Origin of the sequence: Mucilaginibacter sp., from assembly GCF_028288185.1 — a bacterium.
In the GTDB taxonomy this organism is placed as follows: domain Bacteria; phylum Bacteroidota; class Bacteroidia; order Sphingobacteriales; family Sphingobacteriaceae; genus Mucilaginibacter.
The window spans coordinates 100,251-123,743 of sequence record NZ_JAQBOF010000028.1; the positions used below are offsets into that span (position 1 = coordinate 100,251).

General features: G+C 39.9%; 23 protein-coding genes. 7 read left to right on the top strand and 16 right to left on the bottom strand.

Translation table 11 applies throughout. The features are described from left to right. Positions 1 to 20: 20 nt before the first annotated feature. Together JWQ34_RS12120 and JWQ34_RS12125 are read left to right on the top strand one after the other, a co-directional pair. Positions 21 to 524, top strand: coding sequence for a low affinity iron permease family protein (locus JWQ34_RS12120; RefSeq protein ID WP_299357536.1), 504 nt, complete (start codon positions 21 to 23; stop codon positions 522 to 524). Further along, positions 484 to 915, top strand: coding sequence for a GNAT family N-acetyltransferase (locus JWQ34_RS12125; protein WP_299357537.1), 432 nt, complete (start codon positions 484 to 486; stop codon positions 913 to 915). Before JWQ34_RS12120 ends, JWQ34_RS12125 begins: the two co-directional genes overlap by 41 nt. Before the next feature lie 160 nt (positions 916 to 1,075). On the opposite strand, the gene JWQ34_RS12130 is transcribed toward JWQ34_RS12125, so the two are convergent. From JWQ34_RS12130 to JWQ34_RS12150, 5 genes are all read right to left on the bottom strand, one after another. Next, positions 1,076 to 1,933 carry a hydroxymethylglutaryl-CoA lyase gene (locus JWQ34_RS12130; RefSeq protein WP_299357538.1) on the bottom strand — a complete coding sequence of 286 codons (858 nt, stop codon included), beginning with the start codon at positions 1,931 to 1,933 and terminating at the stop codon, positions 1,076 to 1,078. After that, positions 1,933 to 3,066 carry a glutathionylspermidine synthase family protein gene (locus JWQ34_RS12135; RefSeq protein ID WP_299357539.1) on the bottom strand — a complete coding sequence of 378 codons (1,134 nt, stop codon included), beginning with the start codon at positions 3,064 to 3,066 and terminating at the stop codon, positions 1,933 to 1,935. The genes JWQ34_RS12130 and JWQ34_RS12135 overlap by 1 nt, the downstream gene beginning before the upstream one ends. Before the next feature lie 3 nt (positions 3,067 to 3,069). Further along, on the bottom strand, positions 3,070 to 3,363 hold the full coding sequence (locus tag JWQ34_RS12140) for a hypothetical protein (protein WP_299357540.1): 294 nt from the start codon (positions 3,361 to 3,363) through the stop codon (positions 3,070 to 3,072). 10 nt (positions 3,364 to 3,373) lie between these two features. Then, entirely contained in the window at positions 3,374 to 3,703 is a 330-nt protein-coding gene (locus JWQ34_RS12145; RefSeq protein ID WP_299357541.1) for a hypothetical protein, read from the bottom strand. Positions 3,704 to 3,787: 84 nt separating this feature from the next. Beyond that, positions 3,788 to 5,098 carry an NAD(P)/FAD-dependent oxidoreductase gene (locus tag JWQ34_RS12150; RefSeq protein WP_299357542.1) on the bottom strand — a complete coding sequence of 437 codons (1,311 nt, stop codon included), beginning with the start codon at positions 5,096 to 5,098 and terminating at the stop codon, positions 3,788 to 3,790. A 260-nt stretch (positions 5,099 to 5,358) separates the two neighbouring features. On the opposite strand from JWQ34_RS12150, the gene JWQ34_RS12155 reads away from it, so the two are divergent. Then, on the top strand, positions 5,359 to 6,396 hold the full coding sequence (locus JWQ34_RS12155; protein WP_299357543.1) for a zinc-dependent alcohol dehydrogenase family protein: 1,038 nt from the start codon (positions 5,359 to 5,361) through the stop codon (positions 6,394 to 6,396). Between the two features lie 93 nt (positions 6,397 to 6,489). On the opposite strand, the gene secDF is transcribed toward JWQ34_RS12155, so the two are convergent. The 3 genes from secDF to JWQ34_RS12170 form a co-directional block, all read right to left on the bottom strand. Continuing rightward, the gene (secDF, locus tag JWQ34_RS12160) at positions 6,490 to 9,453 is read right to left on the bottom strand and encodes a protein translocase subunit SecDF (protein WP_299357544.1); all 2,964 of its coding nucleotides are present in this window, start codon (positions 9,451 to 9,453) and stop codon (positions 6,490 to 6,492) included. A gap of 234 nt (positions 9,454 to 9,687) precedes the next feature. Continuing rightward, positions 9,688 to 10,203, bottom strand: a complete 516-nt coding sequence (locus JWQ34_RS12165) for a dihydrofolate reductase (protein ID WP_367278614.1) — start codon at positions 10,201 to 10,203, stop codon at positions 9,688 to 9,690. Between the two features lie 173 nt (positions 10,204 to 10,376). After that, a complete protein-coding gene (locus JWQ34_RS12170; protein ID WP_299357545.1) occupies positions 10,377 to 11,171 on the bottom strand; it encodes a thymidylate synthase in 795 nt (264 codons plus the stop codon). Between the two features lie 115 nt (positions 11,172 to 11,286). Between JWQ34_RS12170 and ispE the strand changes: the two genes are divergently transcribed. Beyond that, a complete protein-coding gene (gene ispE, locus JWQ34_RS12175; protein ID WP_299357546.1) occupies positions 11,287 to 12,090 on the top strand; it encodes a 4-(cytidine 5'-diphospho)-2-C-methyl-D-erythritol kinase in 804 nt (267 codons plus the stop codon). A 12-nt stretch (positions 12,091 to 12,102) separates the two neighbouring features. Here the strand turns inward: ispE and JWQ34_RS12180 are convergent, their stop codons facing one another. The 4 genes from JWQ34_RS12180 to tgt all read right to left on the bottom strand — a co-directional run bounded on the left by JWQ34_RS12180 (position 12,103) and on the right by tgt (position 16,355). Further along, positions 12,103 to 12,387: a hypothetical protein gene (locus JWQ34_RS12180; protein ID WP_299357547.1), complete on the bottom strand. Its 285-nt coding sequence runs from the start codon at positions 12,385 to 12,387 to the stop codon at positions 12,103 to 12,105. 827 nt (positions 12,388 to 13,214) lie between these two features. Then, entirely contained in the window at positions 13,215 to 14,120 is a 906-nt protein-coding gene (locus JWQ34_RS12185; RefSeq protein ID WP_299357548.1) for an EamA family transporter, read from the bottom strand. Between the two features lie 3 nt (positions 14,121 to 14,123). Next, positions 14,124 to 15,224 carry an LptF/LptG family permease gene (locus JWQ34_RS12190; protein ID WP_299357549.1) on the bottom strand — a complete coding sequence of 367 codons (1,101 nt, stop codon included), beginning with the start codon at positions 15,222 to 15,224 and terminating at the stop codon, positions 14,124 to 14,126. Beyond that, entirely contained in the window at positions 15,225 to 16,355 is a 1,131-nt protein-coding gene (gene tgt, locus JWQ34_RS12195) for a tRNA guanosine(34) transglycosylase Tgt (protein WP_299357550.1), read from the bottom strand. Between the two features lie 254 nt (positions 16,356 to 16,609). Here tgt and JWQ34_RS12200 point away from each other — a divergent pair, with 254 nt between their 5' ends. From JWQ34_RS12200 to rsmG, 3 genes are read left to right on the top strand one after another with little or no spacing between them, the layout of a single operon-like run. Next, entirely contained in the window at positions 16,610 to 17,734 is a 1,125-nt protein-coding gene (locus JWQ34_RS12200; RefSeq protein WP_367278615.1) for a glycosyltransferase, read from the top strand. Next, positions 17,725 to 18,330 (top strand): sigma-70 family RNA polymerase sigma factor, encoded by a 606-nt coding sequence (locus JWQ34_RS12205; protein WP_299357552.1) that lies wholly within the window; start codon positions 17,725 to 17,727, stop codon positions 18,328 to 18,330. Before JWQ34_RS12200 ends, JWQ34_RS12205 begins: the two co-directional genes overlap by 10 nt. Next, positions 18,320 to 18,946: a 16S rRNA (guanine(527)-N(7))-methyltransferase RsmG gene (gene rsmG / locus JWQ34_RS12210; RefSeq protein ID WP_299357553.1), complete on the top strand. Its 627-nt coding sequence runs from the start codon at positions 18,320 to 18,322 to the stop codon at positions 18,944 to 18,946. The genes JWQ34_RS12205 and rsmG overlap by 11 nt, the downstream gene beginning before the upstream one ends. Positions 18,947 to 19,011: 65 nt before the next feature. Here the strand turns inward: rsmG and JWQ34_RS12215 are convergent, their stop codons facing one another. The 4 genes from JWQ34_RS12215 to JWQ34_RS12230 form a co-directional block, all read right to left on the bottom strand. Then, positions 19,012 to 19,332: a hypothetical protein gene (locus JWQ34_RS12215; protein WP_299357554.1), complete on the bottom strand. Its 321-nt coding sequence runs from the start codon at positions 19,330 to 19,332 to the stop codon at positions 19,012 to 19,014. 113 nt (positions 19,333 to 19,445) lie between these two features. Further along, on the bottom strand, positions 19,446 to 20,711 hold the full coding sequence (locus tag JWQ34_RS12220; RefSeq protein WP_299357555.1) for a M56 family metallopeptidase: 1,266 nt from the start codon (positions 20,709 to 20,711) through the stop codon (positions 19,446 to 19,448). 49 nt (positions 20,712 to 20,760) lie between these two features. Continuing rightward, on the bottom strand, positions 20,761 to 22,932 hold the full coding sequence (locus tag JWQ34_RS12225; protein WP_299357556.1) for a TonB family protein: 2,172 nt from the start codon (positions 22,930 to 22,932) through the stop codon (positions 20,761 to 20,763). Then, on the bottom strand, positions 22,929 to 23,306 hold the full coding sequence (locus JWQ34_RS12230) for a BlaI/MecI/CopY family transcriptional regulator (protein WP_299357557.1): 378 nt from the start codon (positions 23,304 to 23,306) through the stop codon (positions 22,929 to 22,931). The genes JWQ34_RS12225 and JWQ34_RS12230 overlap by 4 nt, the downstream gene beginning before the upstream one ends. Positions 23,307 to 23,493 lie beyond the last annotated feature (187 nt).

Sequence of the window (23,493 nt, forward strand, 5' to 3'; positions counted from 1 at the left end):
TATAAATTATTGATTGCATTATGGCGGATAAAAAGAATTTTTTCGAGAGATTTTCAAATAAAGCTACGGCCGCTACCGGCACTTCGGCAGCATTTTTTACCGCTATAAGCGTTATTGTGGTTTGGGGTATTACAGGGCCAATATTTAAGTATTCTGATACCTGGCAGCTCATTATTAATACAGGTACAACGATTGTTACCTTTTTAATGGTTTTCCTGATCCAGAAATCACAAAATAAAGATTCGAAAGCCATACATCTAAAGTTAAATGAGTTGCTGGCATCACACCAGGGCGCAAGTAACCGCATGGTTGATATTGAAGACCTGACCGAAATGGAACTTGATCATCTTCATAAATTTTATGTACAATTGTCTGACCTTGCCGAGATGGAGGACGACTTAACCTGTACGCATTCTATCGATGCTGCGCAAGAGAATCATAACTTAAAACTAAGTAACTTTAAAACAAAAAAGCATTATATAGATGCCAGAGCCCACAGAGATTCAAGTAAACAAAGTAAGTGACCCGGCCAGCCTTGAAAAGGTTTTTGCCATACGCCGCGAAGTTTTTGTTGGCGAACAAAATTGCCCGCCCGAACTTGAGTGGGAGCATGAGGACGAATCCACCCATTTTTTAGCTACTGTTGATGGCGTGCCCGCGGGTGCATCGCGCTGGCGCAAAACAGATAATGGCTATAAGCTGGAGCGCTTTGCCGTACTCAAACAATTTAGAGGGCAAGGCGTAGCGCAGCAACTGGTAAAAACTGTTTTAGCCGACTTACCTGCTGACGCCGATTATATATATCTTAACGCGCAATTACTAGCCATAGGCCTTTATGAAAAGTTTGGTTTTGTAAAAGAAGGCCCGCAGTTTGAGGAAGCGGGGATACAGCATTTTAAGATGGTGAAGCGGTAATTGATATAGGTTGGGCTAAAGCCCGTCCTTCTATAATTTCTTTACCCGTCCCATTTATGGGACGGCAATGAATTTTGAAGTTTTGTAAATTGACATATTCATTGCCGTTGGCTTTAGCCAACGGATAACAGCCAATCGAGAAAATGGCTTTAGCCAAACATCACCCAAACACCCTCACCGAATAATCCAACGCCTCCTTTAATTTGTCGTTATTAAGCCCCTGTAGCGCACTCTGCGATTCAAGATAACTAATTAAGTTTTCGGTAGCGATGTTGCCTGTAAGGTCATCTTTGGCCATGGGACAGCCTCCATAGCCTTTTAACGCACTGTCAAAACGTTTGCAGCCGCTATGGTAGGCTGCTTCTACTTTTGCACGCCATGTATCAGGTGTGCTATGCAGGTGTACGCCAAATTCTGTTTTAGGAAATTGGACGCAAAGTTGCGGATATATGCTCTTTATTTGTTCGGGGGTAGCTATGCCGATCGTATCAGATAAAGCGATAATATTAATGCCTTGGTTGACCAATTTCTCAGTCCAATATTTTACAATCTCCATGTTCCATTCATCCCCATAAGGATTGCCAAAACCCATAGATAGATAAACCAGTAGTTGTTTGTTGTTATCAACACATAAGGCTTTGATCTTTTTAACCGTATCAAAAGCATCAATCAGTGTTGAATTTGTATTACGCAATTGGAACGTCTCTGAGATAGAAAAAGGATAGCCCAGGTAAGTTATCTCGTTATGTTTAACAGCATCCTCAGCGCCCCTGAAATTGGCTATAATGGCTAATAATTTGGATTTAGTATTGCTCAAGTCTAACTTAGCTAACACCTCTGCTGTATCCCACATTTGCGGTATGGCTTTAGGTGATACAAAACTCCCGAAATCGATCGTATCAAACCCAACTTGTAAAAGCAGGTTAATGTACTCCGCTTTTATAGCAGTGGGTACAAAGTTGGGTAAACCCTGCATCGCATCGCGCGGACATTCAGTAAGTTTTATTTGTTGCTCCATTACAATATTAAATGTGGTACAAAACGGCTCAGGTTGTCGGTTATTAACGTGTTTGACTCCCTAATACCGATTCCTGCCGGTTGCTGGCCAATTATCCAACTGCCTATAACCGGATGGTTGCCATCAAAATCAGGCAGTTTACACAACTCCTGGAAAATATATCCTTCGGCACCATAATCGCCATCTGATGATGCAACCAGTTTTTCATTTTCAACTATGGTGATATTGGCGCCTTCGCGCGATAACAATGGCTTCTTTACATAATCTTTTAAATTACTGCGGGTAAAATAAGCAGGCAGTAAATTGTTATGGTAGGGGAACAGTTGCCATAATATAGGCAATATAGCCTTGTTGCTCAAAATCATTTTCCAAGAGGGCTCTATCCAACAGGCTTTTAGTTGATCTGCAACTAAGTTCTGTCCAAACTCTTCATCTATCATCCATTCATACGGATAAAGCTTAAATATATTGCGGATGGGTTGGTTATCCAGATCGACAAAGTAGCCATTGTTATTATCCCAGCCAATATCTTCAATATAAATAAACTTAGTATCCAGTCCGCCCTGCATAGCGCAGTCTTGCAGATAAGCAGTTGTCGTAAAATCTTCTAAAATATCTTTTACACAGGTAAAATACAGTGTGTCTTTATACAGGTAGTCTTTCAGGTATTTCCAGTACTCAATAAGCTTTTCATGCATAGAGTTAAACTGGTCCTTTGGCTCATCGAAATCTTTTAACCAAAACCATTGTACTATGGATGCTTCAAAGATAGATGTGGGGGTATCAGCATTAAACTCTAATAATTTAGGTTCGTTTTTGCCGTCATACTGCAAATCAAACCTGCCGTATATAGCAGGGGCATCATTGTTCCAACTATCAACAATATGCGGCACGATATACTGCGGTATCATGAATTGGTTAAACAAGTTGTTGTCTATAACATGTTGTACGGCCTGTATGCACATATCCCAAAGTTCGGCAGTAACGGCTTCCAGTTTTAATATTTCGGGCATAGTGAAGGTATAATAAGCAGATTCGTCCCAGTAAGGCACATCCGCCGTATGGAAGCCAAAGCCCAGGCCTTCAACCGTTTTTTGCCAGTTATTACGTGGCATAATTTTTATACGTTGCATAATTTATGAAGAAACATGAAAACCGCCCGACCTGCCAAAACCACCTCTTGAAATGCTACCCTCAGACATGTGAACGCCCGCGTTTGAGTATCCCTGGCGTATATACCTTCCGCCATAATAAGTGCCGTAAGGCCTGAATATGTAATAGCCATGATAGCCACTATGCCCGTGGGTATAACTGCCCGTAGTATCGGTACGCATATACAAACGATTATGATCCCAACTGTTATCATCCTTATTTTTACAGCCTAACAGGGCTGTAACCAAAACCAATGTTATAGCTTTTGATTTTTTCATGATACAGCGCTTATTTTACAGTTACAAAAAATTCGTAATCCTTTTTAACTTTGATATTCTGCGTGTCGCCATTATCATTTTCGCCTTCTGTTTTGAAACTTTCAAGCCCGGCAACGGTATCTTTTTTATTGAACTCGTTAATTATAGATCCCTTGCGCCAAACTTTATAATGTGTGGTTAATTCGTCCTTTAGCGAGTCAAGGTGACGGCTGCTCAGGGTAACTTCTACACTGCCGTTCTTATCAACAGTTTTTGCCTGGTCGTCATTATTGTTGTTGTTATCATCGCAGGCGCTTACCAGTAAAATGCCGGCAATACAAATAGGTAATATTTTTTTCATATCAATTGGATGTTTAGGTTTAAATAATGTTACAGCCAACATTATAAACTCAAACATACATCAAAATGAAATCACATCAAAAGCTTAATCAGCTTTTGCCAACTGTTTATCTTTTTTTGGTAATTCTTCTCTTTTAAACCTGCGGATGATGAGCCTACTGCCACCGTTATTAGCTAAATAATTGCCTATCCAGTTTATAAAAACAATAACCTTGTTTCTGAAGCCCAGTAACGACACCAGGTGTACAAACATCCAGATCAACCAGGCAAAAAAGCCCTGAAACTTTATTTTGCCCAGATCAGCAATAGCTTTATTCCGCCCAATAGTAGCTAATGATCCTTTATCGTTGTATTTAAACGGTATGGTTGGCTCGCCTTTAATCAGGCGCATAATGTTTTTACCGGCCAGTTGGCCTTGCTGTATAGCCACCTGCGCCACACCGGGGTGACCCTTCGGAGTTTCGTCAGTTATCATCGCAGCTACATCGCCAATGGCAAATACGTTTTCAGAACCTTTTATACGATTAATAGTATCTACGCTTATGCGGTTGCCACGCTCAATATTATCCTTACCTATTCCATCAGGCACTACACCCATAACCCCGGCGCTCCATATTACGTTTTTGGTTTTGATGGATTTGCCGCCTTCAAACTTTATTACCTCACCATCGTAACTTTCAACTTTTACATTTAGTAAAACCTCAACGCCCATATCTGTTAAAAATTTCCTGGCCGCTTTTGATCCCTGGTCAGAAAACGGCCCGAGTACTTTCGGCAGAAAATCTACCAGGTAAACTCTCATGTGGTTTTTTTCCAGGTCGGGATAATCGCGCGTCAGTATATGATTGCGCAATTCGGCCAAAGCGCCTGCAAGCTCCACACCGGTAGGCCCTGCACCAACCAGTACAAAGGATAGATAGGGTTCTTTTTCTTCCTTAGTGGTCTTTAAAGAGGCTTCTTCGAGGTTCTGCAAGATAAGGTACCGAAGGTTTAATGCTTCGGGTATTGATTTCATGGGCATTGCAAAACGCTCTATCTCTTTATTACCGAAAAAGTTAGTGGTCGATCCGGTTGCTATCACCAAATAATCATAAGCAATGTCGCCGGTATCTGTTATAACGGTATTCTTTTCCAGATTAACTCCCGAAACTTCGGCAATGCGAAACCTGAAGTTTTTTTGTGAAGCGAAATTCTTTCTTAACGAGAACGCAATAGACTCTGACTCCAAACTGCCGGTAGCCACCTGGTACAATAGGGGCTGAAAAGTGTGGTAGTTATGCTTATCCAGCATTAAAACATCTACCGGTTTATCGGCAAGCTGTTTGGCAACTTCCATGCCGGCAAAGCCGCCGCCTATGATAACTACTTGTGGGAATTGTGATTTAGTTGAGCTCATGGTATGTTATTTAAAAGCAAGCTATTATATCATAAAATAACTAACTCTTCAAAACAAAAATCATTCCGTATAGTGATAAAAAATATAGATAAGTGAGCAACGTCATTATTAATAAGCTCGGCGGTCATTTATTCAACCTACTAATAGGTATAGTTTTACAATTCTTTTACAACCTATTTAAACAAAATGACATGGAAAATTTAATTTCAGACAAAAGGGTACTTTTAACAGACGCCCCTGGCAATTTAATAAATATAACTATGAAAGCCCTGGTTTATCATGGGCCGGGGAAAAAGGCGTGGGAAGACAGACCCAAACCGATATTAATAAAACCTACTGATGCGATTATAAAAATCCTGAAAACAACCATATGTGGAACCGACCTGCATATTATGAAAGGGGATGTCCCGACTGTTACAGACGGACGAATAATTGGTCATGAAGGTGTTGGTGTAATTCAGGATGTGGGATCTGCCGTAAGTGGTTTTAAACCGGGAGATCATGTCATTATATCATGTATTACATCATGCGGCAAATGCGAATACTGTAAAAAAGGCATGTACTCGCATTGTGAAGATGGTGGATGGATATTGGGCAACACTATTGACGGTACGCAGGCAGAATTTGTAAGAATACCGTATGCTGATAACAGCCTATATCATATACCTGAAGGTGCAGACGAGGAAGCCCTGGTAATGTTGAGCGACATTTTGCCAACTGGTTTTGAATGCGGTGTGCTAAACGGACAGGTTAAACCCGGTGACGTAGTGGCAATTGTCGGATCGGGCCCAATCGGGATCGCGGCATTACTGACAGCCCAGTTTTATACCCCGGCGGAAATTATTATGATTGACCAGGACGATAACAGATTGAGCGTGGCAAAGAAATTTGGGGCTACACATACCATTAACAGCGCCAATGAAAATGTTATTGAAAAAATAATGAGCTTTACCAATAAAAAGGGTGTTGATGTGGCTATTGAAGCGGTGGGTATACCTGCTACATTTGAGTTGTGCGGCGAAATTATTACTGCTGGCGGCCATATTGCCAATATTGGTGTCCACGGCAAAAGTGTTACCCTGCATCTGGAAACGCTTTGGTCTAAAAATATAACCATTACCACCCGACTTGTTGATACGGTAACTACACCGTTATTGTTAAAAACAGTCCAATCGAAAAAAATTGAACCTAATAAATTAATTACCCACCATTTTAAACTGGATCAAATAATAGCAGCGTACGATACTTTTGGTAATGCGGCTAAAGAGAAAGCTTTAAAGGTGATTCTTGAAAATTAAATCATCTTTAAAAATAGTGCTATAGTTTTTGTTCTAATAAAAAAGCCGTCTCCAAATATTGGAGACGGCTTTTTTATGAAAGTATGTTGATTGTTATCTCAGATCTTTCTTTCCAAAGTCTATAATAACCGGTGTCGCGATACAAATTGATGAATAGGTGCCAAAACATACACCAATTAATAACGCGAACGAGAAGCCACGTAAAACGTCACCACCGAATATGAATAATATCACCAACACAAACAATACAGTTAAAGCGGTAATAATGGTACGGCTTAATGTATTGTTAATTGCGTTATTGATAACCTCTTTAGGCTCATCTGTTTTTGCATGGTGCAGGCTCAGGAACTCACGGATACGGTCAAATACAACCACGGTATCATTAATTGAGTAACCTATTACCGTTAATATAGCCGCCACAAATGATTGGTCGATATCCAAAAATGGTAATACGTTTTTAAATAACGAGTAGAATGACAATACCATTAAAGCATCATGCGCTGTCGCAACCATTGCCGCTAAGCTAAATTGCCATTTGCGGAAACGTATTAAGATATAAGCAGAGATAACAAGGATGGCAAATAATACTGTCCATATTGCTGATTTTTTCAAACCATCAGCAATTGTAGCCTGTACTTTTTGTTGACCAAGTATATCTTTTTTACTTACCTGGGTCACCGCTGTTTTATTTAATGACTCTAATAAAGTGCTTTCAACTTTCGCGTCAGCCGTAGTCGAATTATCTTCGATAAGGTAGTTGGTAGTAACACTGATCTTGTCTGATCCTAAAGTTTTAACTTCGGTGCCATGGCCTAAAGGACCTTCAACAGCGTTACGTACATCATTATCAGTTACAGTTACATTTTTGTTAGGGAACTTTAAAATATAAGTACGGCCACCCTGGAAATCAACACCATAGTTAAAGTTTTGTACAAACATGGATATGATACCGGCAACAATAAATGTACCTGAGAAAATATAGAACCTGAAACGGTTTTTAACGAACGCGAAGTTGGCGTTTTTAAAAGTGTGTGAGCTCCATGGGTTTGAAAATTTAATATCCCAGCCTTTTTCCAACATCCACTCAAATATCAATCTTGAAATTAATAATGAACAGAATAATGAAGTGATGATACCGATCATTAACGTTGTTGCGAAACCTTGAATTGGCCCGCTACCGAAAATAAATAGAATGACACCTGTTAAGAAAGTACTGATGTTGGAGTCTAAGATTGATGATAAAGCATGTTTAAAACCATCATTAATTGCTATGCGAATTGATTTGCCTAACGCCAACTCTTCGCGCACACGTTCATAGATCAATACGTTAGCATCAACCGACATACCAAACAATAACACAATACCGGCAACACCCGGTAAGGTTAACACAGCACGTAAGCTGGTTAATACACCCATCAGGAAGAATACGTTGATGATAACCGCAACAACCGCTACAGTACCTGCACGGTTATAGTAAGCAACCATAAATACCAATACAACCAGTAAACCCATTAAACATGAAAGCAAACCGGCATTGATTGATTCCTGACCTAAAGACGGGCCTACAACATCCTCGCCAATTATACGGGCTGGTGCAGGTAAACGACCAGCTTTTAATACATTGGCTAAATCCTTAGTATCTTCAACCTTAAAGTTTCCTGATATTGATGATACACCACCTGATATTTCGTTCTGTACGTTTGGAGCAGAATAAACATTATTATCCAAAACAATAGCGATAGCTTTTTTGCCTTGTGATGCCTCGGCAGTTATAGCGCGCCATTTTTCAGCACCTTGCGAGTTCATTACCATTCTAACCTCAGGGCTGCCTTTTTGATCCACATCGTTTTGTGCATCAGCAATAACGTCGCCGGTTAATACCGGGCCATTTTCGGCACCTGATAATTTAAGAGCATATAACTCAAATACTTTAGATTTATCGCGTGGTTTAACGCCCCATGCAAATTTTATATTACGTGGTAATGATGCTTTCACATCCGCGCTTTGTAAATAAGTGTTAACCTTAGCTGTATCTTTTTGTAGTGTTAAGCCCACTATTGCACCAGGTGCCAATTGAGGCTGCCCATCCTGACCTTGATAGGTAGGGATCTGTAATACACTAAAAAGCGGATGTGCCGCGTTTAGTTTTGATTTCGCGGTTAATGATGTATCCTTAGCTGCGCTTTTTTCAACCTTGTTTAATAAAGCAAGAGCGCCTTTTTTAGAGGTAGTGTCTTTCTTGGCATCAGCAACAGCCACCGCTTTGGCAGTATCTTTAGTAACAACTTTAATTTTTGCAGCCAATATATTATCTATGTTATTAAACATAGGATAAACATCCTGGCTCTCATAAGTTTGGTAAAACTCCAGCTTGGCTGTTCCTGATAATAATTTACGCACACGCTCGGGGTCTTTAACACCCGGCAATTCAATTAATATACGATTGGTGCTTGTCTCTAACTGGATGTTAGGTTGTGTAACACCAAATTGGTCAATACGGGTGTTTAATACCGTGTATGATTGTTTTACAGCAACATCAGCCTCATCCTTTAAATATTTTTCTACTTCGCTGTTTGAAGCGTTGAATTTTAAATGAGCTTGGTTGTCTTTAGTTGCAAATATGGCAGCCAGCTTTCCGTTAGGAACCAGTTTTTCATATTCGTTAACAAATAAAGTAATGTAATCGCTTTGGCTGGTTTTTGTATCAGCGGTAGCGTTGCTCAACGCCTGGTTAAAAGCAGGGTCAGGATTGTTGTTTGATAGCACTTTTACCAGTTCTGTTAATGAGATCTGCATGGTAACGTTCATACCACCTTTAAGATCCAGGCCCAATGCAAGTTCTCTTTCTAAACAATATTGATAAGTGTGGCCTAAAATAGGATAAGCCGGTAATGATGAAACAGAATCAAGATATGACTTCACTTTTGCCGTATCGCCTTTGGCGTATACTGCCGCATCCTTTTCAACTTTGCGTGCCACCCATGTAAAAGACAATTGATATATACAAACAATTGTTAGTACTACGGCGAAAAATTTAATAACCCCTTTACCTTGCATCGTAAATTATAATATGTAATTAATTAGTTTATAAGCGTTTTAAACAAGACGGCAAATCTAATAAAATTTTACAACCCGTAAACTTTAAATTAAAACAATTTCAAAGAGAAGTGAAAGGTTAAAGGCGAAAGGTGAAAGGAGGCTGATTAACAGGTAGATGAAGTGATTTTTATTGCCATTTAATCAATGTCCTTTTAAAGACTGGCCAACTGCCAACTAGCAACTGCTAACTGATCAAGCGCGTTCGAGTGTTATAAATGAGTATGGCAACGGGTTTTTCTCGTCTGGCTCATGGTCTTGTCTTTCTGTTTCTTTCCATATACTCGCCTTTATTTCAGGAAAGTACGTATCGGCCTCAAAATTTTCGTGAACTATGGTCAAAAATATTTTATCGGTTAGCGGCATAGCCAGTTTATAAATCTCGGCACCGCCAACAATAAAAACTTCGGCCTCATCAGCGCATAAAGCCAGCGCGGCTTCGACAGAATTTACCACTTCGCAGCCCGCAATTTCAATTTGCTGGCGGGTTACCACAATGTTTCTGCGATTTGGCAGCGGCCTGCCCACCGAATCGTAAGTTTTGCGCCCCATAATAACGGTACCGCCGGTAGTGATCTCTTTAAAATGTTTCAGGTCTTTTGGCAAATGCCAAAGCAACTTATTGTCTTTGCCTATGGCGTGGTTTTCTGCGATTGCTACTACGATGGATACGATCATGGGATTTACTTTTTTAATAAATAGAAACGTCATTGCGAGGAACGAAGCAATCTCTGCATTTGCTAATCAATGTCCTAAATTGATCGTGCTGGCTATTGCCAAATGAGAATTACCTTGTTGACTGTCTGTTATAGAGATTGCTTCGTTCCTCGCAATGACGCGTGGTTGGCATTGCTCTGCGATATTCATAAGCAATATATTACAAACTAAACCGCCACAGCCCCCTTAATATGCGGCCATGGATCATAGTTCTCCAATTCAAAATCTTCAAACTTAAAATCGAAAATATCTTTTACATCCGGATTGATTTTCATGGTGGGCAACGGGCGCGGATCGCGGCTTAGCTGCAATTTAGTTTGCTCCAGGTGGTTGTTGTATAAGTGCGCATCGCCAAAGGTATGTACAAAATCACCTAGTTCTAAATTGCATACCTGGGCCACCATCATAGTTAGCAGAGCGTATGAGGCTATGTTGAAAGGTACCCCTAAAAATATATCGGCGCTACGTTGGTACAACTGGCATGATAATTTACCATCCGCCACATAAAACTGAAACAGCATGTGGCATGGCGGCAGCGCCATTTGGTTAACATCCGCAACGTTCCATGCCGAAACTATTATACGGCGCGAATCAGGATTGTTTTTTATTTGGTTAATGACCTGACTGATCTGGTCAATATGCCCGCCATCAGGCGTTGGCCATGAACGCCATTGGTAGCCATACACGGGGCCAAGGTTGCCGTTCTCATCTGCCCACTCATCCCATATGCGCACGCCGTTATCTTTTAAATATTTTATGTTGGTATCGCCCTGCAAAAACCATATCAACTCGTGGATGATAGATTTTAGGTGCAGTTTCTTGGTAGTTACCAACGGGAAACCATCTTGCAGGTTAAAACGCATCTGGTAGCCAAATACACTAATGGTGCCTGTGCCGGTACGGTCGTGCTTTTGTGCTCCGGTTTCCATTACATGGCGCATAAGGTCAAGATACTGCTTCATTGTTTTAATAAGTGATTAGTGAATGAGTGAATGTTTAATTCTACGTACAAATAAAAATAATCTATTTTTGGTATCCTACGGATGTGTATAAATACCTGCCGTTGTTAATTTTTATATGATCAATTTCCCAAACGCAAAGATAAACATCGGCCTTAACATTACCGAGCGCCGCCCTGACGGTTATCATAATCTGGAAACCATTTTTTACCCGGTAAACATCAAGGACGCGCTGGAGGTTATTGAGGCCCCCGAGCTAAGCTTTGAATCATCCGGCTTGGATATCCCGGGCAGGGTAGAGGATAACCTTTGCATCAAAAGCTATCATTTATTGAAGAAAGATTTTGACATACCGCCGGTAAAAATACATCTGCATAAAAATATCCCGATAGGCGCGGGCTTGGGTGGTGGATCAGCGGATGCCGCTTTTTTTATCAGGCTGATGAATGATAAGTTTGATTTGGACCTTACTATCGATCAACAATTAAACTATGCCCGTAAGCTGGGGGCCGACTGCGCTTTCTTCATCGAGAACAAACCGGTGTTCGCTTTTGAGAAAGGGGACGAGTTTGAAACGATAAAATTAGACCTCTCAGGCTACTCAATCGTGTTGGTGATGCCAATGGTTCATATATCTACATCAGAGGCTTACAGTGGCGTAAAACCAGCCATGGTTAAGCAATCTTTGCTAGAGCTCATTCTCGAGCCGATATCACAATGGAAAAATCAGATCAAAAACGATTTTGAAGCCAATATCTTTAAAAACCATGTGGAGATTAGAGGTGTAAAGGCTGCTCTGTACCAAGCCGGCGCTATCTACGCCAGTATGAGCGGGAGCGGGGCATCGGTGTTTGGTATCTTTGATAAAACACCAGACCTGGGCGAATTGGAGCAGGACAATCAGGTGTTCTATAATATCTAAAATATTTCTTCTTTACGGGTGGCTGATGTAATCGCGATCCTCATCACTTAGTGTATCGGGTTCATTGCCATCATAATCGCCGTCATTAAAACCCCCGCCCAGTGTTTTTACTTTTTTGGGACGGCCAACCAGTACACCCAAAATAAACGCCACCACCGCGAAGCTTGCCAGCGCCATTAATTTTGAAATGTAAAACGTGCCAAACAAAATGGTAAATTTTACGGGTTCGGTATTTTGCATCAATACTACCGTTAGCAATACAGTAATTAAAATGATGACCATTGTTTTTATACGCATGACTTTTTTGGTGTTTACAATTTTAGCCAATATCCGATTTTTATAGATGTAATAAAAATTCATTTCAAAATAGGATAGCGGTAAATAAAATGCAATAAATGATAAAGTAAAAAACAGGGAGGGTTTGGCCTTTTTTGAGAAATTGAAAATCGGCTAATTTTTACCATCTCATTTTACCGCGATTATAAATTTTGTATTGGCGCCTGCAATTAAAAATCGTGGCTCCAAAAATCGGGCGCCTAAATCCTGTTTTTCTGAAATTTTGTCCGCCCGTCACTATGCCCTATTTTTTGATGTAATTCTAATTTTATGGTTTGAGTACACTAACCACCTTGATTTTTAGAGAAAAATCCTATAGTTATTTTATTGTTTAGTTTAAACTATGTAAGTAACTGATAATTAATAATATAAATTACAATTTATCGCCCTTTATATTTATATACTAATTTTGTTAGTATATGTAATGGTTTAATTTTTAAAAAATATTAAATTTTTACTTTATATAAATTTTATAAATATCTGATTTTTAATTATATATATAATTTATATAAATCTAAATATTGACTTTTATTTGCGTAAAATAGACTATATTTTGACTGAAATAATCAGATTTTAAGAGCCCTGAAATAATGTTATTTCAATACACAAATAGCCTCTTTAAATTTGCGCTGTAATTGATTCAATTTTGTAAAATGTATATGAGTGTGGTAAAAATTCAGGGTGCCTTACAGGGGCTTAAAATGCGTCTGTACGTATCTAAATATATCCCCTACCCTGGATGTTAAAAGGAAATAAGGCTAGAAATTTGATGATAATAGCAGCAATGCTTAACGACTATTGCGCTTCTGTATTTGCTTTTTGGCGACAGGAAACAGGAAGATGGTAGACAGAATTATTAACGCGCCTACCCAAAATCCGGTAGTCATTTTGTTCATATCGCCAAAGAAAAGAAACGACATCAGGATGCCATATACCGGCTCCAGGTTGGTAATAAGCGCCACTCTAAAGGCCGAAAGCTCGCGCATTACAGACACCCCGGCAACATAAGCCAGCGATGTGCAGACGGTGCCCAGCAGCAGTAAATAGCCAATATCGGCAGTCTTTAAATACATGGCCCGGTTGAAGCCATGGGTAAATAAAAGGTAGATGGTCGCCCAAAAAAATGCACCGATCAGTTCATATAGCGATATGATTGCGGGCTGTATATTCTTTACCTCGCGCGAATTAATGATAGAAAATATGCTGGCAAATAGCGCGCTTAACAACCCTGCAATGATACCCTTAGTGTATTGAGTTTCGAATTTAAATATCGTTACAATACCGGCTATTATTAAAAGACCGGCAATTATTTCGAGTTTAGAGATACGTTTTTTGTTGATAAATGGCTCTAAAACGGCGGTAAATAAGGTCATAGATGACAGGCAAACCAGCGTCACCGGGACGGTAGAAAGCTTGATAGAAGCGAAGAAAAGTATCCAATGCCCACCCACTAAAGCGCCCGTAAAGAACAATTTCAGGAAGGTTTTGCGGCTAACTTTGAAAGCCGTTTTGTTGAATTTAAAATAAAAAAACAACGAAATCATCGCAATAAGCACACGATACCACACCAATTGTACGGCTGAAATGGTTATTAATGCACCTAAAATGCTCGTAAATCCCCAAATAAACACCGTAAAATGCAGTATAAGCAGGTTCTTATTAAGCTCTGAAGCATTTGTGCTGCTCTGTGCCATGGATTATTTAGGCGCTTTATAGAGTAAATAACAGCCCAATACACCAAACATAAAGTTGGGTAAAGCCGCGCCCATGATAGGCGGCAAGCCACTATTTATGGCAAATACCAGGGCAAATTTATCAACTACTATGTAGGCAAAACAAAGGAAAAGACCTATCCCCAAGGGTAAGCCAATACCCCCGCGCACCCTGCGGGATGATATAGAAACACCTATTAATGTCAACACAAAAGATGCAAAAGGGTATAGGTAACGCCTCCATTTTTCGTACTGCATTTTCTTCAAATTACCTGCTCCGCGTATCTTTTCCTTATCAATATTCTTGTTCAATTCGCGCAGCGACATGGCTGTATATATATTGTCCTGCGTTTCAAAATCAGATGGGTAAAGCTGTAGTGTGGTGTCTTTTTGCGGTATATTTTGTACCAGGTGCTCTCTTAAACCATTAACATAGCGTACAGAGTAATCTTTTAAGGTCCATTTTTTCTTTAAAGAATCATAAGAGATACTATTGGCCATTATTTTTTCGCGCAGTTTATCACCGTCAAACTTCTCTAAAACAAACTGGTAGCCCGTGTGCGAGGTATTATCATACGAATCAACATATACATAAGTACGGGTATCCAGCTTTAAATGTACCTGGTTTTTTTGTTCATCGCCATTAAAGCCGTGAGTGTTTTCAAAATCAACCTTTAACTTATTAGTGTAGGGTATAAGGTAAAGATTAGCAAAAAGCGATACTATAAATATTAAAGTAGCCGATACAAAATACGGCCTTAAAAACCGGTTAAAACTTGCCCTGCCGCTTAGTATAGGTACAATCTCTGTTTGATTGGCCATTTTAGCGGTAAAGTATATTACGGCCAAAAAGTTAATTAATGGCGATAGCAGGTTAATATAAAACGGTATAAACCCGGCATAATACTTAAAGGCAACATCATAAATAGTAGCATGATGCGATAGGAAATTATCCAAATGCTCGGACACATCAAACACAACAGATATACCTATAAAAATAAACAGGGTAAACACAAAGGTGCCAAGGTATTTCTTGATGACATACCAGTCGAGTATTTTTACGTATGTGTTTAAAAAGTTGCTCATTTATAGTCGTTGGCCCAAACGGTTAACCATTATTTTTTTCCAGTTATAAAACTCGCCTGCTATTATTTTTTTGCGGGCCTCTTTAACCAGCCATAGGTAAAAATGCAGGTTATGCAGGGTTGCTATCTGTGCGCCCAGCATTTCGCCGCTATGTATTAAATGCCTTAAATAGGCCTTTGTATAGTTCTTGTCAGCAAACAGATCGCTATCCGCTTCAATGGGCGAAAAATCTGCTTTCCACTTCTCGTTCTTAATATTTATAACACCGTTTTTAGTAAACAACATACCATTGCGGGCATTGCGGGTTGGCATTACACAGTCAAACATATCTATACCCAAGGCAATATTCTCTAATAAATTAATAGGTGTACCTACACCCATCAAATAACGTGGTTTTTGCTCCGGTAATATATCGCACACTATTTCTGTCATGGCGTACATCTCTTCGGCGGGTTCGCCTACCGATAGGCCACCTATGGCATTGCCCTCACGCTCGAACGATGCAATAACTTCGGCTGATCGTACCCGCAGATCTTTATAAACCGATCCTTGTACAATAGGGAACAGCGTTTGGCTATAGCCGTATTTAGGTTCGGTAGTATCAAAACGATCGCAGCAGCGTTTCAACCAGCGGTGCGTCATTTCTATTGATTTTTTTGCGTAGATATAATCGCAAGGGTAGGGTGTACACTCATCAAACGCCATAATAATATCAGCACCAATTACGCGCTGTATATCCATTACGTTTTCAGGCGTGAACAAGTGTTTTGACCCATCGATATGCGAGCGAAACGTTACACCTTCTTCCTTTATCTTGCGCACTTCGCTTAAACTGTATACCTGGTAACCGCCGCTATCTGTTAGTATCGGGCCGTCCCAGCCGTTAAATTTATGCAGGCCGCCAGCGCCTTCAAGCACATCTAAACCCGGCCTTAAATATAAATGGTAGGTGTTCCCTAATATTATCTGCGCTTCAATATCGTTCTTTAGCTCGTGCTGATGAACAGCTTTTACCGTGCCCGCGGTACCCACAGGCATAAAAATTGGCGTTTGTATAGTCCCGTGATCTGTAGTGATCTCGCCCGCGCGGGCCTTTGAAAGCGGATCTTGTGATGTTAAGTTAAATTTCATTTTCGCGGAGCAAAAATAGTGAATAGAGATTATAGATTGGCGATTAAAGATTGAAGATTGGTAATTGGAGGTTAGTGATGGATTTGCAGGCCGTAATAAAGCTATTTTTTAAGGTTGTCTATTCAACTTTTTTAGAGCTAATTGGCTGTATAACAAAAAGATAATACTTTAATGCCTGATCTCCATTCACTAATCTCTAATCTTCAATCTTTAATCTCCGATATTTCCCTAAATTTGCGCCATATTTTAGTTGCGTGTTGGAAACATATATTCGAGTTACGTTATTTGTCGTTTTTCTGCTGGTATTTATTGTCCAGTTATATTACCTCATCAGTAACCATAAATCGCTTTCGGCTTATGTAGTACCGGATGAACTGCCTAAAGTTAAAATACCTATATCTGTAATAATAAGCGCGCGCAACGAAGCAAAGAATTTAAACAAATATTTGCCATTCATATTACAGCAAAACTATCCCGATTTTGAAGTGGTAGTAGTTAATGATTGCTCGTCCGATTCGTCTGATCTGGTTCTGGACGAGTTTAAAGAAACCTATCCCAATCTTAAAGTAGTTACTATTACAGAACATGTACGGTTTAAAACCGGCAAAAAATTCGCGCTTACTTTAGGTATTAAAGCCGCCAAAAACGAACACCTATTATTTACCGATGCTGATTGCGAGCCTGTATCAACCAATTGGATAACCCGCATGGCCGCACACTTTAATGAGGATAATGTGCAGTTGGTATTAGGATATTCGCCTTATTATAAAACCGGTAATTTTTTAAACTCACTCATCAGGTTTGAGACTTTAAAAACCGCTATAAATTACCTTTCGGCAGCTTTAAATGGCGACCCATATATGGGCATAGGCCGTAACATGGCTTATACAAAAACGTTGTTTTTTTCGAATAAGGGCTTTGCCGCACACATGCACGTAATATCTGGCGATGATGACCTGTTTGTAAATCAAAACGCTACTGCAACTAATACGGCTATCGAGATAAACCCGGAATCGTTTGTATATACCCCGGCTAAAGCTAATCTACATGGTTTGTATCGCCAGAAAAAACGCCACATGGGGGTAGGTAAATTATATAAAAACAGCCATCGCCGTATGTTAAGCTTCGATGCTATAAGCGGCTTTTTGTTTTACGCATTATTTATCTGCTACTTAGCGGTTTACTTCGAGCCATTGCTGGCGTTGGGTTTATTTGTTTTTAGGTGGATAGCACAAATATTAGTTTACCGCAAAACCTTTAAAAAACTAAATGCGGCGTCGCAATTGTGGTATTTACCTTTTCTTGATTTTGTTTACTACATTTATATAAATGTGTTTGGACTAATAGGCACCTTTGTAAAAACTACCCAATGGAAATAAATTCCAATTTTACCGAGAATGCAAAGAATGATTTCCACCTGGTAGTTAAGGCGCGGGAAGGAAGTCAAAAGGCATATGCCGATTTGATGCAACGGTATAAAGACTCCATATACTTTATGGTGCTAAAAATGGTGAACAACAAAGAGGACGCTATGGACCTTACTGTTGAAACCTTTGCCAAAGCGTTTGAAAAATTGGACAAGTACCAGCCCGATTATGCTTTTAGCACCTGGTTATTTAGGGTAGCTACCAATAATTGTATTGATTTTATCCGTAAAAAGAAACTAAATACCACCTCTATACATGGTATGATGGATGAGGACGGTGATGAAAAACAACTGCAGATAAAGGCTGATGTTTTAAACCCCGAAGAAACGTCTATAAAAAAACAGCAGACCGAAGAGCTTAAATTATTAATACAAAGCTTACCGGCCCGTTACCGCAACTTAATTACGCTGCGCTATTTTGATGAATTATCTTACGAAGAAATTGCACAACAGCTTGACCTGCCTCTGGGCACCGTTAAGGCGCAATTATTCAGGGCCAGGTACCTGCTTGGTAATATTTTAAATCGATTTGACAGGGATGACATCTGATCAACTTTTTACCTACTTTCCTAATTTAAGCCCAGCGCAACAACAGCAGTTTGAGCAATTACCCGCGTTATATGAATTTTGGAATAACCAGATCAACGTAATATCACGCAAGGATATAGACCAGTTGTTTGAACGCCATGTACTGCACTCGTTAGGTATAGCCAAAATAATGCCTTTTTTACCCGGCGAGAGCGTGCTGGATGTAGGTACAGGCGGCGGTTTCCCCGGCATTCCGTTAGCTATATTATTTCCTGAAACAAAGTTTTATTTGGTTGACTCTATCGGCAAAAAAATAAAAGTAGTGCAGGAAGTAGCAAAGGCTCTTGGCCTTAAAAACCTTCGTGCCGAACACCTGCGTGCCGAGCAGGTTAATGAGAAATTTGATTTCATCGTATCGCGCGCCGTAACCCGCTTGGGCGAGTTTTATCCATGGATAAAAGGCAAGTTTACCCGTACATCAAAAAACGCGTTACCCAGCGGCATCCTCTACCTAAAAGGCGGCGATCTGGCCGAAGAGATCAAAGAATCGGGCCTTAAAGTGCAGCAATTTTACCTTAAAGATTACTTTGCTGAAGAGTTTTTTGAAACTAAGCAGGTGATCTATGTGAAGGGGTAAGTTAAGTAGTGAGTTATGAGTAATAAGTTAAAGAAAACTTAAAACTCAACACCTATAACTCAAAACTATTGTACAGGCAGCGGTGGTGGCGCAGGCAGCTTTTTATTTTTAATAACATCAATTGGGTTGGGTGGGGCAGGCGGGGCCTGCAGGCCTGAAGCTACCGGTGCATTATTCTTTTTAACCGTTGCGGTTTTCTTATTCTTTTTAAAGGGGTTTACTTTTTTCCAAAGTTCGGCAGGCGAAGGTGGGGCAGGTGGTACCTGTGGCGGCGGTGTTTGTGCAAAAACATCAGGCGAGTAACTAACAACACCAAAACTTAACACGCCTGCCAGCAATAGCTTTGCGGTTGACTTTTTAAAGGATGTATTTTTTTTTGAGCGCATAACTATTCCGTTTAAAGTGAATGATATAGTATAACGGTTAATATTGATTTTGGTTTATAAAAAAAGCCGGACAAATTTGCCCGGCTTTAACTGTTCAGAGGTATAGGTTAAGGTTAAGGTTTTTTTTGCGTTACCACGGCATCTTCAATTCTTATTTCATTACCCGTAGTTTTTTGAGCGGATGACTGGTTATCTATTCTTACATCGGTAACTATAGCTGCAGTCTTATTGTCTTTTGTAATTACCGGTGGTGGAAATTTTACCGGCCCGATCGGTTTGTCTTTTCTAATTACCGGCGGCGGAAATTTTACCAGGCCCACTTTAGGAACAGGGACTTTATCGGATACAATTATCGGTGGCGGAAACTTAGCATGTTTAAGTGGTTTATCTTTTTTAACTATTGGCGGCGGAAATTTCACACGGTCAGCAGCTATTTTTTGAGGTTTTTTACCTTTTGCCGGCGGTACAGGTGGCGGCGGCGGCACTTTATTAGGTATAGTATCTGTAACTATAACGGTAGCGTTGCCCCCTATATTTACAAAGCCATAGGTTTTGCTAAACCCTAAGGTCGACTCGCAAAGTAGCCCTGCGCAAAGCGGTACTGCAATAAGATATTTTAGCCTGGCTAAACTACCTGAACGTTTTTGATGTAACATGATAATTCTTTTTTTTAATAGGTTATAGTTGAAAAATGAATGTGTAAACGATGGGCCGCTAATGCCATAAGCGTTGTTTACTAAAAAGGTGGAGTAGGTTGTGGGGTCGGTTTCTATTAAAGCCGTTTGCTCATCGGCAATATATTCATGTACGGTTTTAATGCTGTTTTGTAATAAATAAATAGCAGGGTTAAACCAATTGATGATCTTTAATAACTCCAGCAATATCACGTCTGCCGAATGTTTTTGACGGATATGCACCAATTCATGCCTGGTTATCAGTTCGGACTCGGTGGTTTCTGTACCAATAAATAAATAGTTAAAGAAAGAAAAAGCTGCATTTGATCCTTCTAAATAAACCAGTTTATGATCACCATTACTGTACGAAGGCTTTAAACGCGCCAGTTTTTGCAGTTGATACAGCTTAATACCAAACTGTATAGCGAAAATCACAACCCCGGTTATATAGCTGTATAAAAGTCCATCCTGCCAGGTAAAGCTCTCAACAGTGGCAGGTACATAAGTAGTGCCAGTTGTTATATATACCGTAGGTTTTAAAAAACCAAGTTGTACCAATGGTAATATAAAAGCTAATACACAACTAAGCAGCAGGTATACACGGTTAAATATATAGTAGGTTTCTTTAATTAAGAACAGGCAGTAGGCCAGATAAAATACCCCCAGGTATATATTGGCTTCTGCGAGATAGTGCAGCCAGTTCATGATCTTCTTATTTTTAGGTTTGTTCGTTTAATGTGATGAGGTTTTGGTTTTATGGTTTTTTAGGTGTCGAGAACGAAATAGTGATAGGTTTACTTTCGCCCCTGGCAACTTCGCCCACATAACCGGGCGTTTTTTTCCAGCTATCCTCAACCTTTGGCCGCTTGTTATTTTGGATGGTACAGAATACTATAGCAATAGTGTGCGCACCGGCCTTATCATTTATAGTACCATCAAATGATTTAACTACCTCCAACGCTGCCTGGTCGAAATCTTCGCCGCCACTTTTTGCTACGGTCCAATCACTTGCAGTGCCGTTTTGGTCAAGGTTGAATTTTAACAATACTGCGGCCGGTGTACCATCGTTTTTTTCCTGTTCGGGATATTTCAGATCGTTAAAAATATGGTTGTAAAATTCAGCTGTATAAGGCTTGTTTAAGTAGGAATAAACATTCATCCCATTTGGGACATATTTATGACTTCTTGCCTCCTTTACACCTTCCATGGCCCAATAAGCATTCGATGGGAAAACATAGCCGTATTTATCTTTCAATAACTTTAGGTCGGCAGGTGTGGCGGTGTCGGCGCTGTACGACACTTCCTGGTCATTTTTATCGATGAAGCGTACTTTGGATATTGTGGGGGTCATTTTACCATCAACGATAAACCCTCCTGAAAACCACTCCGAATATTCAAAACCTTTACTGGTTATGGGAGGACGAAAACCATACTTAGTAACTGTTACCCAGCCGGAGTTACCCGGGTCATTCTCAAAAGGTCGTTTAAATATCGAGTAATCATCAGTGAAAAAGAACACACCTATTTTAAGTGTTTTACCTTCGTCATCATTAACAGTGCCGGTGTAATTTTTAAAGGCGTTCAATGCCAGGTTGTCCATTACTTCGCCATCGCTTGTGGCTATATTAAGGTCTGTTATTTTGCGGCCCTCGCCAACTTTAAAGCTCATTACCACCAGACCGCCTTTGTCGCCATCGGCAGGTTTATAATTAATATTTTTAAGCAGATACCGGTTTAACTGGTTATAGCCACCTGCGCTTTCCATGGGTACCATCGGTCTATCATCGTCAGTTGGGGGCACATTTGTGGCTATGTTTTCTGGTCCAAACTTATCGCCTGATTGGGCTATATCGCCGTTATCGGTGCCAGACAGCGTGACCTGCTCATTGGTAGCTTTTGTTGTTTTGCTTAAATGCTTTTTATATATAGGTTTAGCTAGCGCGGCTTTTGCCGGATCAAGATCCACCAATGCGTAAGTTTTGCTGAATGCCAATGTTGAAGTGCAAAGCAGTGCTGCACAAATAGGTAAAATTACCAGGTACTTTAGCCTTGCTAAATTACCAGACCGTTGTTGATTTAACATGATAATACGTTTTTTAAGTAGGTTGTAGTTAAAAAATGAATGGGTAAGTGATGAATTACCGGTACCGTAAGCGTTGTTTACTAAAAATGATGAATAAGCTATAGCATCGGTTTCGTGTGCGGCTGTTTGCTCGTCAGCAATATATTCATGTATGCTTTTAAGGCTATTTTGTAGCAAGTAGACAAACGGGTTGAACCAATTAATAACTTTTAACAACTCCAGGAAAATAATATCAACCGAATGCTTTTGCCGGATATGTACCAACTCATGCCTTATAATAGTATTAGTTCCGGGCGCATCGGTACCAATAAACAGGTAATTAAAAAATGAAAAAGCTACATTGGTTCCCTGCAGATAAGCTAATTTATAACCGTCTCGTTCTTCCTGCTTGGCGTTGCGCAACAGTTTAAATAAGGTGGTTAGTTTAATCAGCAATACTAAAAACATAATGCCGACACCTAATAGATAGCTATCTAATAAATAGTCTTGCACGGTTAAATGATGTTCAATAACTTGTGGTGTCACGGTGGTTTGCACCGGCGCACTAACTTTTGCCGGACCTGCTATAACAGGAGCCGGGGTTACATGTTGAACTGTCGATGTAAAATCTTCGGGAACCGTATATTCTGGCCCAATATAGTTTATGGTGCTTGTTACTACTTTCTCAACCGGTTTCAATGCGCCTATTTGTAAAACGGGCAATATAAACGATACCACACAAGCAAATAGCAGATAAGCACGCGTTAGCTGGTAATAGGTTTCTTTAATTAAGAAAACGCAGTAGGCCAGGTAAAATACCCCCAGGTATATGTTGGCTTCTGCCAGATAGTACAGCCAGTTCATGATTTTTTGGTTTTTAGGTTTTCTATTAATTTGGTTAGGTCGTCCAATTCTTTTATGCCCAGTTTCTTCTCATTGGCGATAAAAGATACCAGGCTCTCGTACGAGTTGCTGAAGTAGTTGCTCATCATCTTATCAAAAGTAAATTTGCGGTACTGCGCCTCGGTGATGAGCGCGAAGTATACATGCGAGTTTCCGTATGCTTTATGGTCTATAAATCCCTTACCTTCTAAAACCCTAACTACCGTTGATACGGTGTTGTAGGCAGGTTTAGGGTCGTTCATTTTTTCGATAATGTCTTTTACAATGGCTTCATTTAACTGCCATAATATTTGCATTACTTGTTCTTCGGCTTTAGTTAATTCTTTGATTTTCATAGCAAACTATTTTTGTAGTTTAGTAAAGGTAAAACTATTTTTATAGTTCGCAAACTATTTTTGTAGTTTTTTTAAAATGGTTAGCCCCCTCTAAATCTCCCCCGGTAGGGGAGACTTAAAATATTTTTAAAACAACTAAACTATTTTAACAACTAGCTAATAAAAGTCTCCCCTACCGGGGGAGATT

Excerpts from the sequence above, each read along its gene's own strand:
- JWQ34_RS12120 (WP_299357536.1), top strand. The coding sequence starts at position 21 with ATGGCGGATAAAAAGAATTTTTTCGAGAGATTTTCAAATAAAGCTACG.
- JWQ34_RS12125 (WP_299357537.1), top strand. The coding sequence starts at position 484 with ATGCCAGAGCCCACAGAGATTCAAGTAAACAAAGTAAGTGACCCGGCC.
- JWQ34_RS12130 (WP_299357538.1), bottom strand. The coding sequence starts at position 1,933 with ATGGAGCAACAAATAAAACTTACTGAATGTCCGCGCGATGCGATGCAG.
- JWQ34_RS12135 (WP_299357539.1), bottom strand. The coding sequence starts at position 3,066 with ATGCAACGTATAAAAATTATGCCACGTAATAACTGGCAAAAAACGGTT.
- JWQ34_RS12140 (WP_299357540.1), bottom strand. The coding sequence starts at position 3,363 with ATGAAAAAATCAAAAGCTATAACATTGGTTTTGGTTACAGCCCTGTTA.
- JWQ34_RS12145 (WP_299357541.1), bottom strand. The coding sequence starts at position 3,703 with ATGAAAAAAATATTACCTATTTGTATTGCCGGCATTTTACTGGTAAGC.
- JWQ34_RS12150 (WP_299357542.1), bottom strand. The coding sequence starts at position 5,098 with ATGAGCTCAACTAAATCACAATTCCCACAAGTAGTTATCATAGGCGGC.
- JWQ34_RS12155 (WP_299357543.1), top strand. The coding sequence starts at position 5,359 with ATGAAAGCCCTGGTTTATCATGGGCCGGGGAAAAAGGCGTGGGAAGAC.
- secDF (WP_299357544.1), bottom strand. The coding sequence starts at position 9,453 with ATGCAAGGTAAAGGGGTTATTAAATTTTTCGCCGTAGTACTAACAATT.
- JWQ34_RS12165 (WP_367278614.1), bottom strand. The coding sequence starts at position 10,203 with ATGACGTTTCTATTTATTAAAAAAGTAAATCCCATGATCGTATCCATC.
- JWQ34_RS12170 (WP_299357545.1), bottom strand. The coding sequence starts at position 11,171 with ATGAAGCAGTATCTTGACCTTATGCGCCATGTAATGGAAACCGGAGCA.
- ispE (WP_299357546.1), top strand. The coding sequence starts at position 11,287 with ATGATCAATTTCCCAAACGCAAAGATAAACATCGGCCTTAACATTACC.
- JWQ34_RS12180 (WP_299357547.1), bottom strand. The coding sequence starts at position 12,387 with ATGCGTATAAAAACAATGGTCATCATTTTAATTACTGTATTGCTAACG.
- JWQ34_RS12185 (WP_299357548.1), bottom strand. The coding sequence starts at position 14,120 with ATGGCACAGAGCAGCACAAATGCTTCAGAGCTTAATAAGAACCTGCTT.
- JWQ34_RS12190 (WP_299357549.1), bottom strand. The coding sequence starts at position 15,224 with ATGAGCAACTTTTTAAACACATACGTAAAAATACTCGACTGGTATGTC.
- tgt (WP_299357550.1), bottom strand. The coding sequence starts at position 16,355 with ATGAAATTTAACTTAACATCACAAGATCCGCTTTCAAAGGCCCGCGCG.
- JWQ34_RS12205 (WP_299357552.1), top strand. The coding sequence starts at position 17,725 with ATGGAAATAAATTCCAATTTTACCGAGAATGCAAAGAATGATTTCCAC.
- rsmG (WP_299357553.1), top strand. The coding sequence starts at position 18,320 with ATGACATCTGATCAACTTTTTACCTACTTTCCTAATTTAAGCCCAGCG.
- JWQ34_RS12215 (WP_299357554.1), bottom strand. The coding sequence starts at position 19,332 with ATGCGCTCAAAAAAAAATACATCCTTTAAAAAGTCAACCGCAAAGCTA.
- JWQ34_RS12220 (WP_299357555.1), bottom strand. The coding sequence starts at position 20,711 with ATGAACTGGCTGCACTATCTCGCAGAAGCCAATATATACCTGGGGGTA.
- JWQ34_RS12225 (WP_299357556.1), bottom strand. The coding sequence starts at position 22,932 with ATGAACTGGCTGTACTATCTGGCAGAAGCCAACATATACCTGGGGGTA.
- JWQ34_RS12230 (WP_299357557.1), bottom strand. The coding sequence starts at position 23,306 with ATGAAAATCAAAGAATTAACTAAAGCCGAAGAACAAGTAATGCAAATA.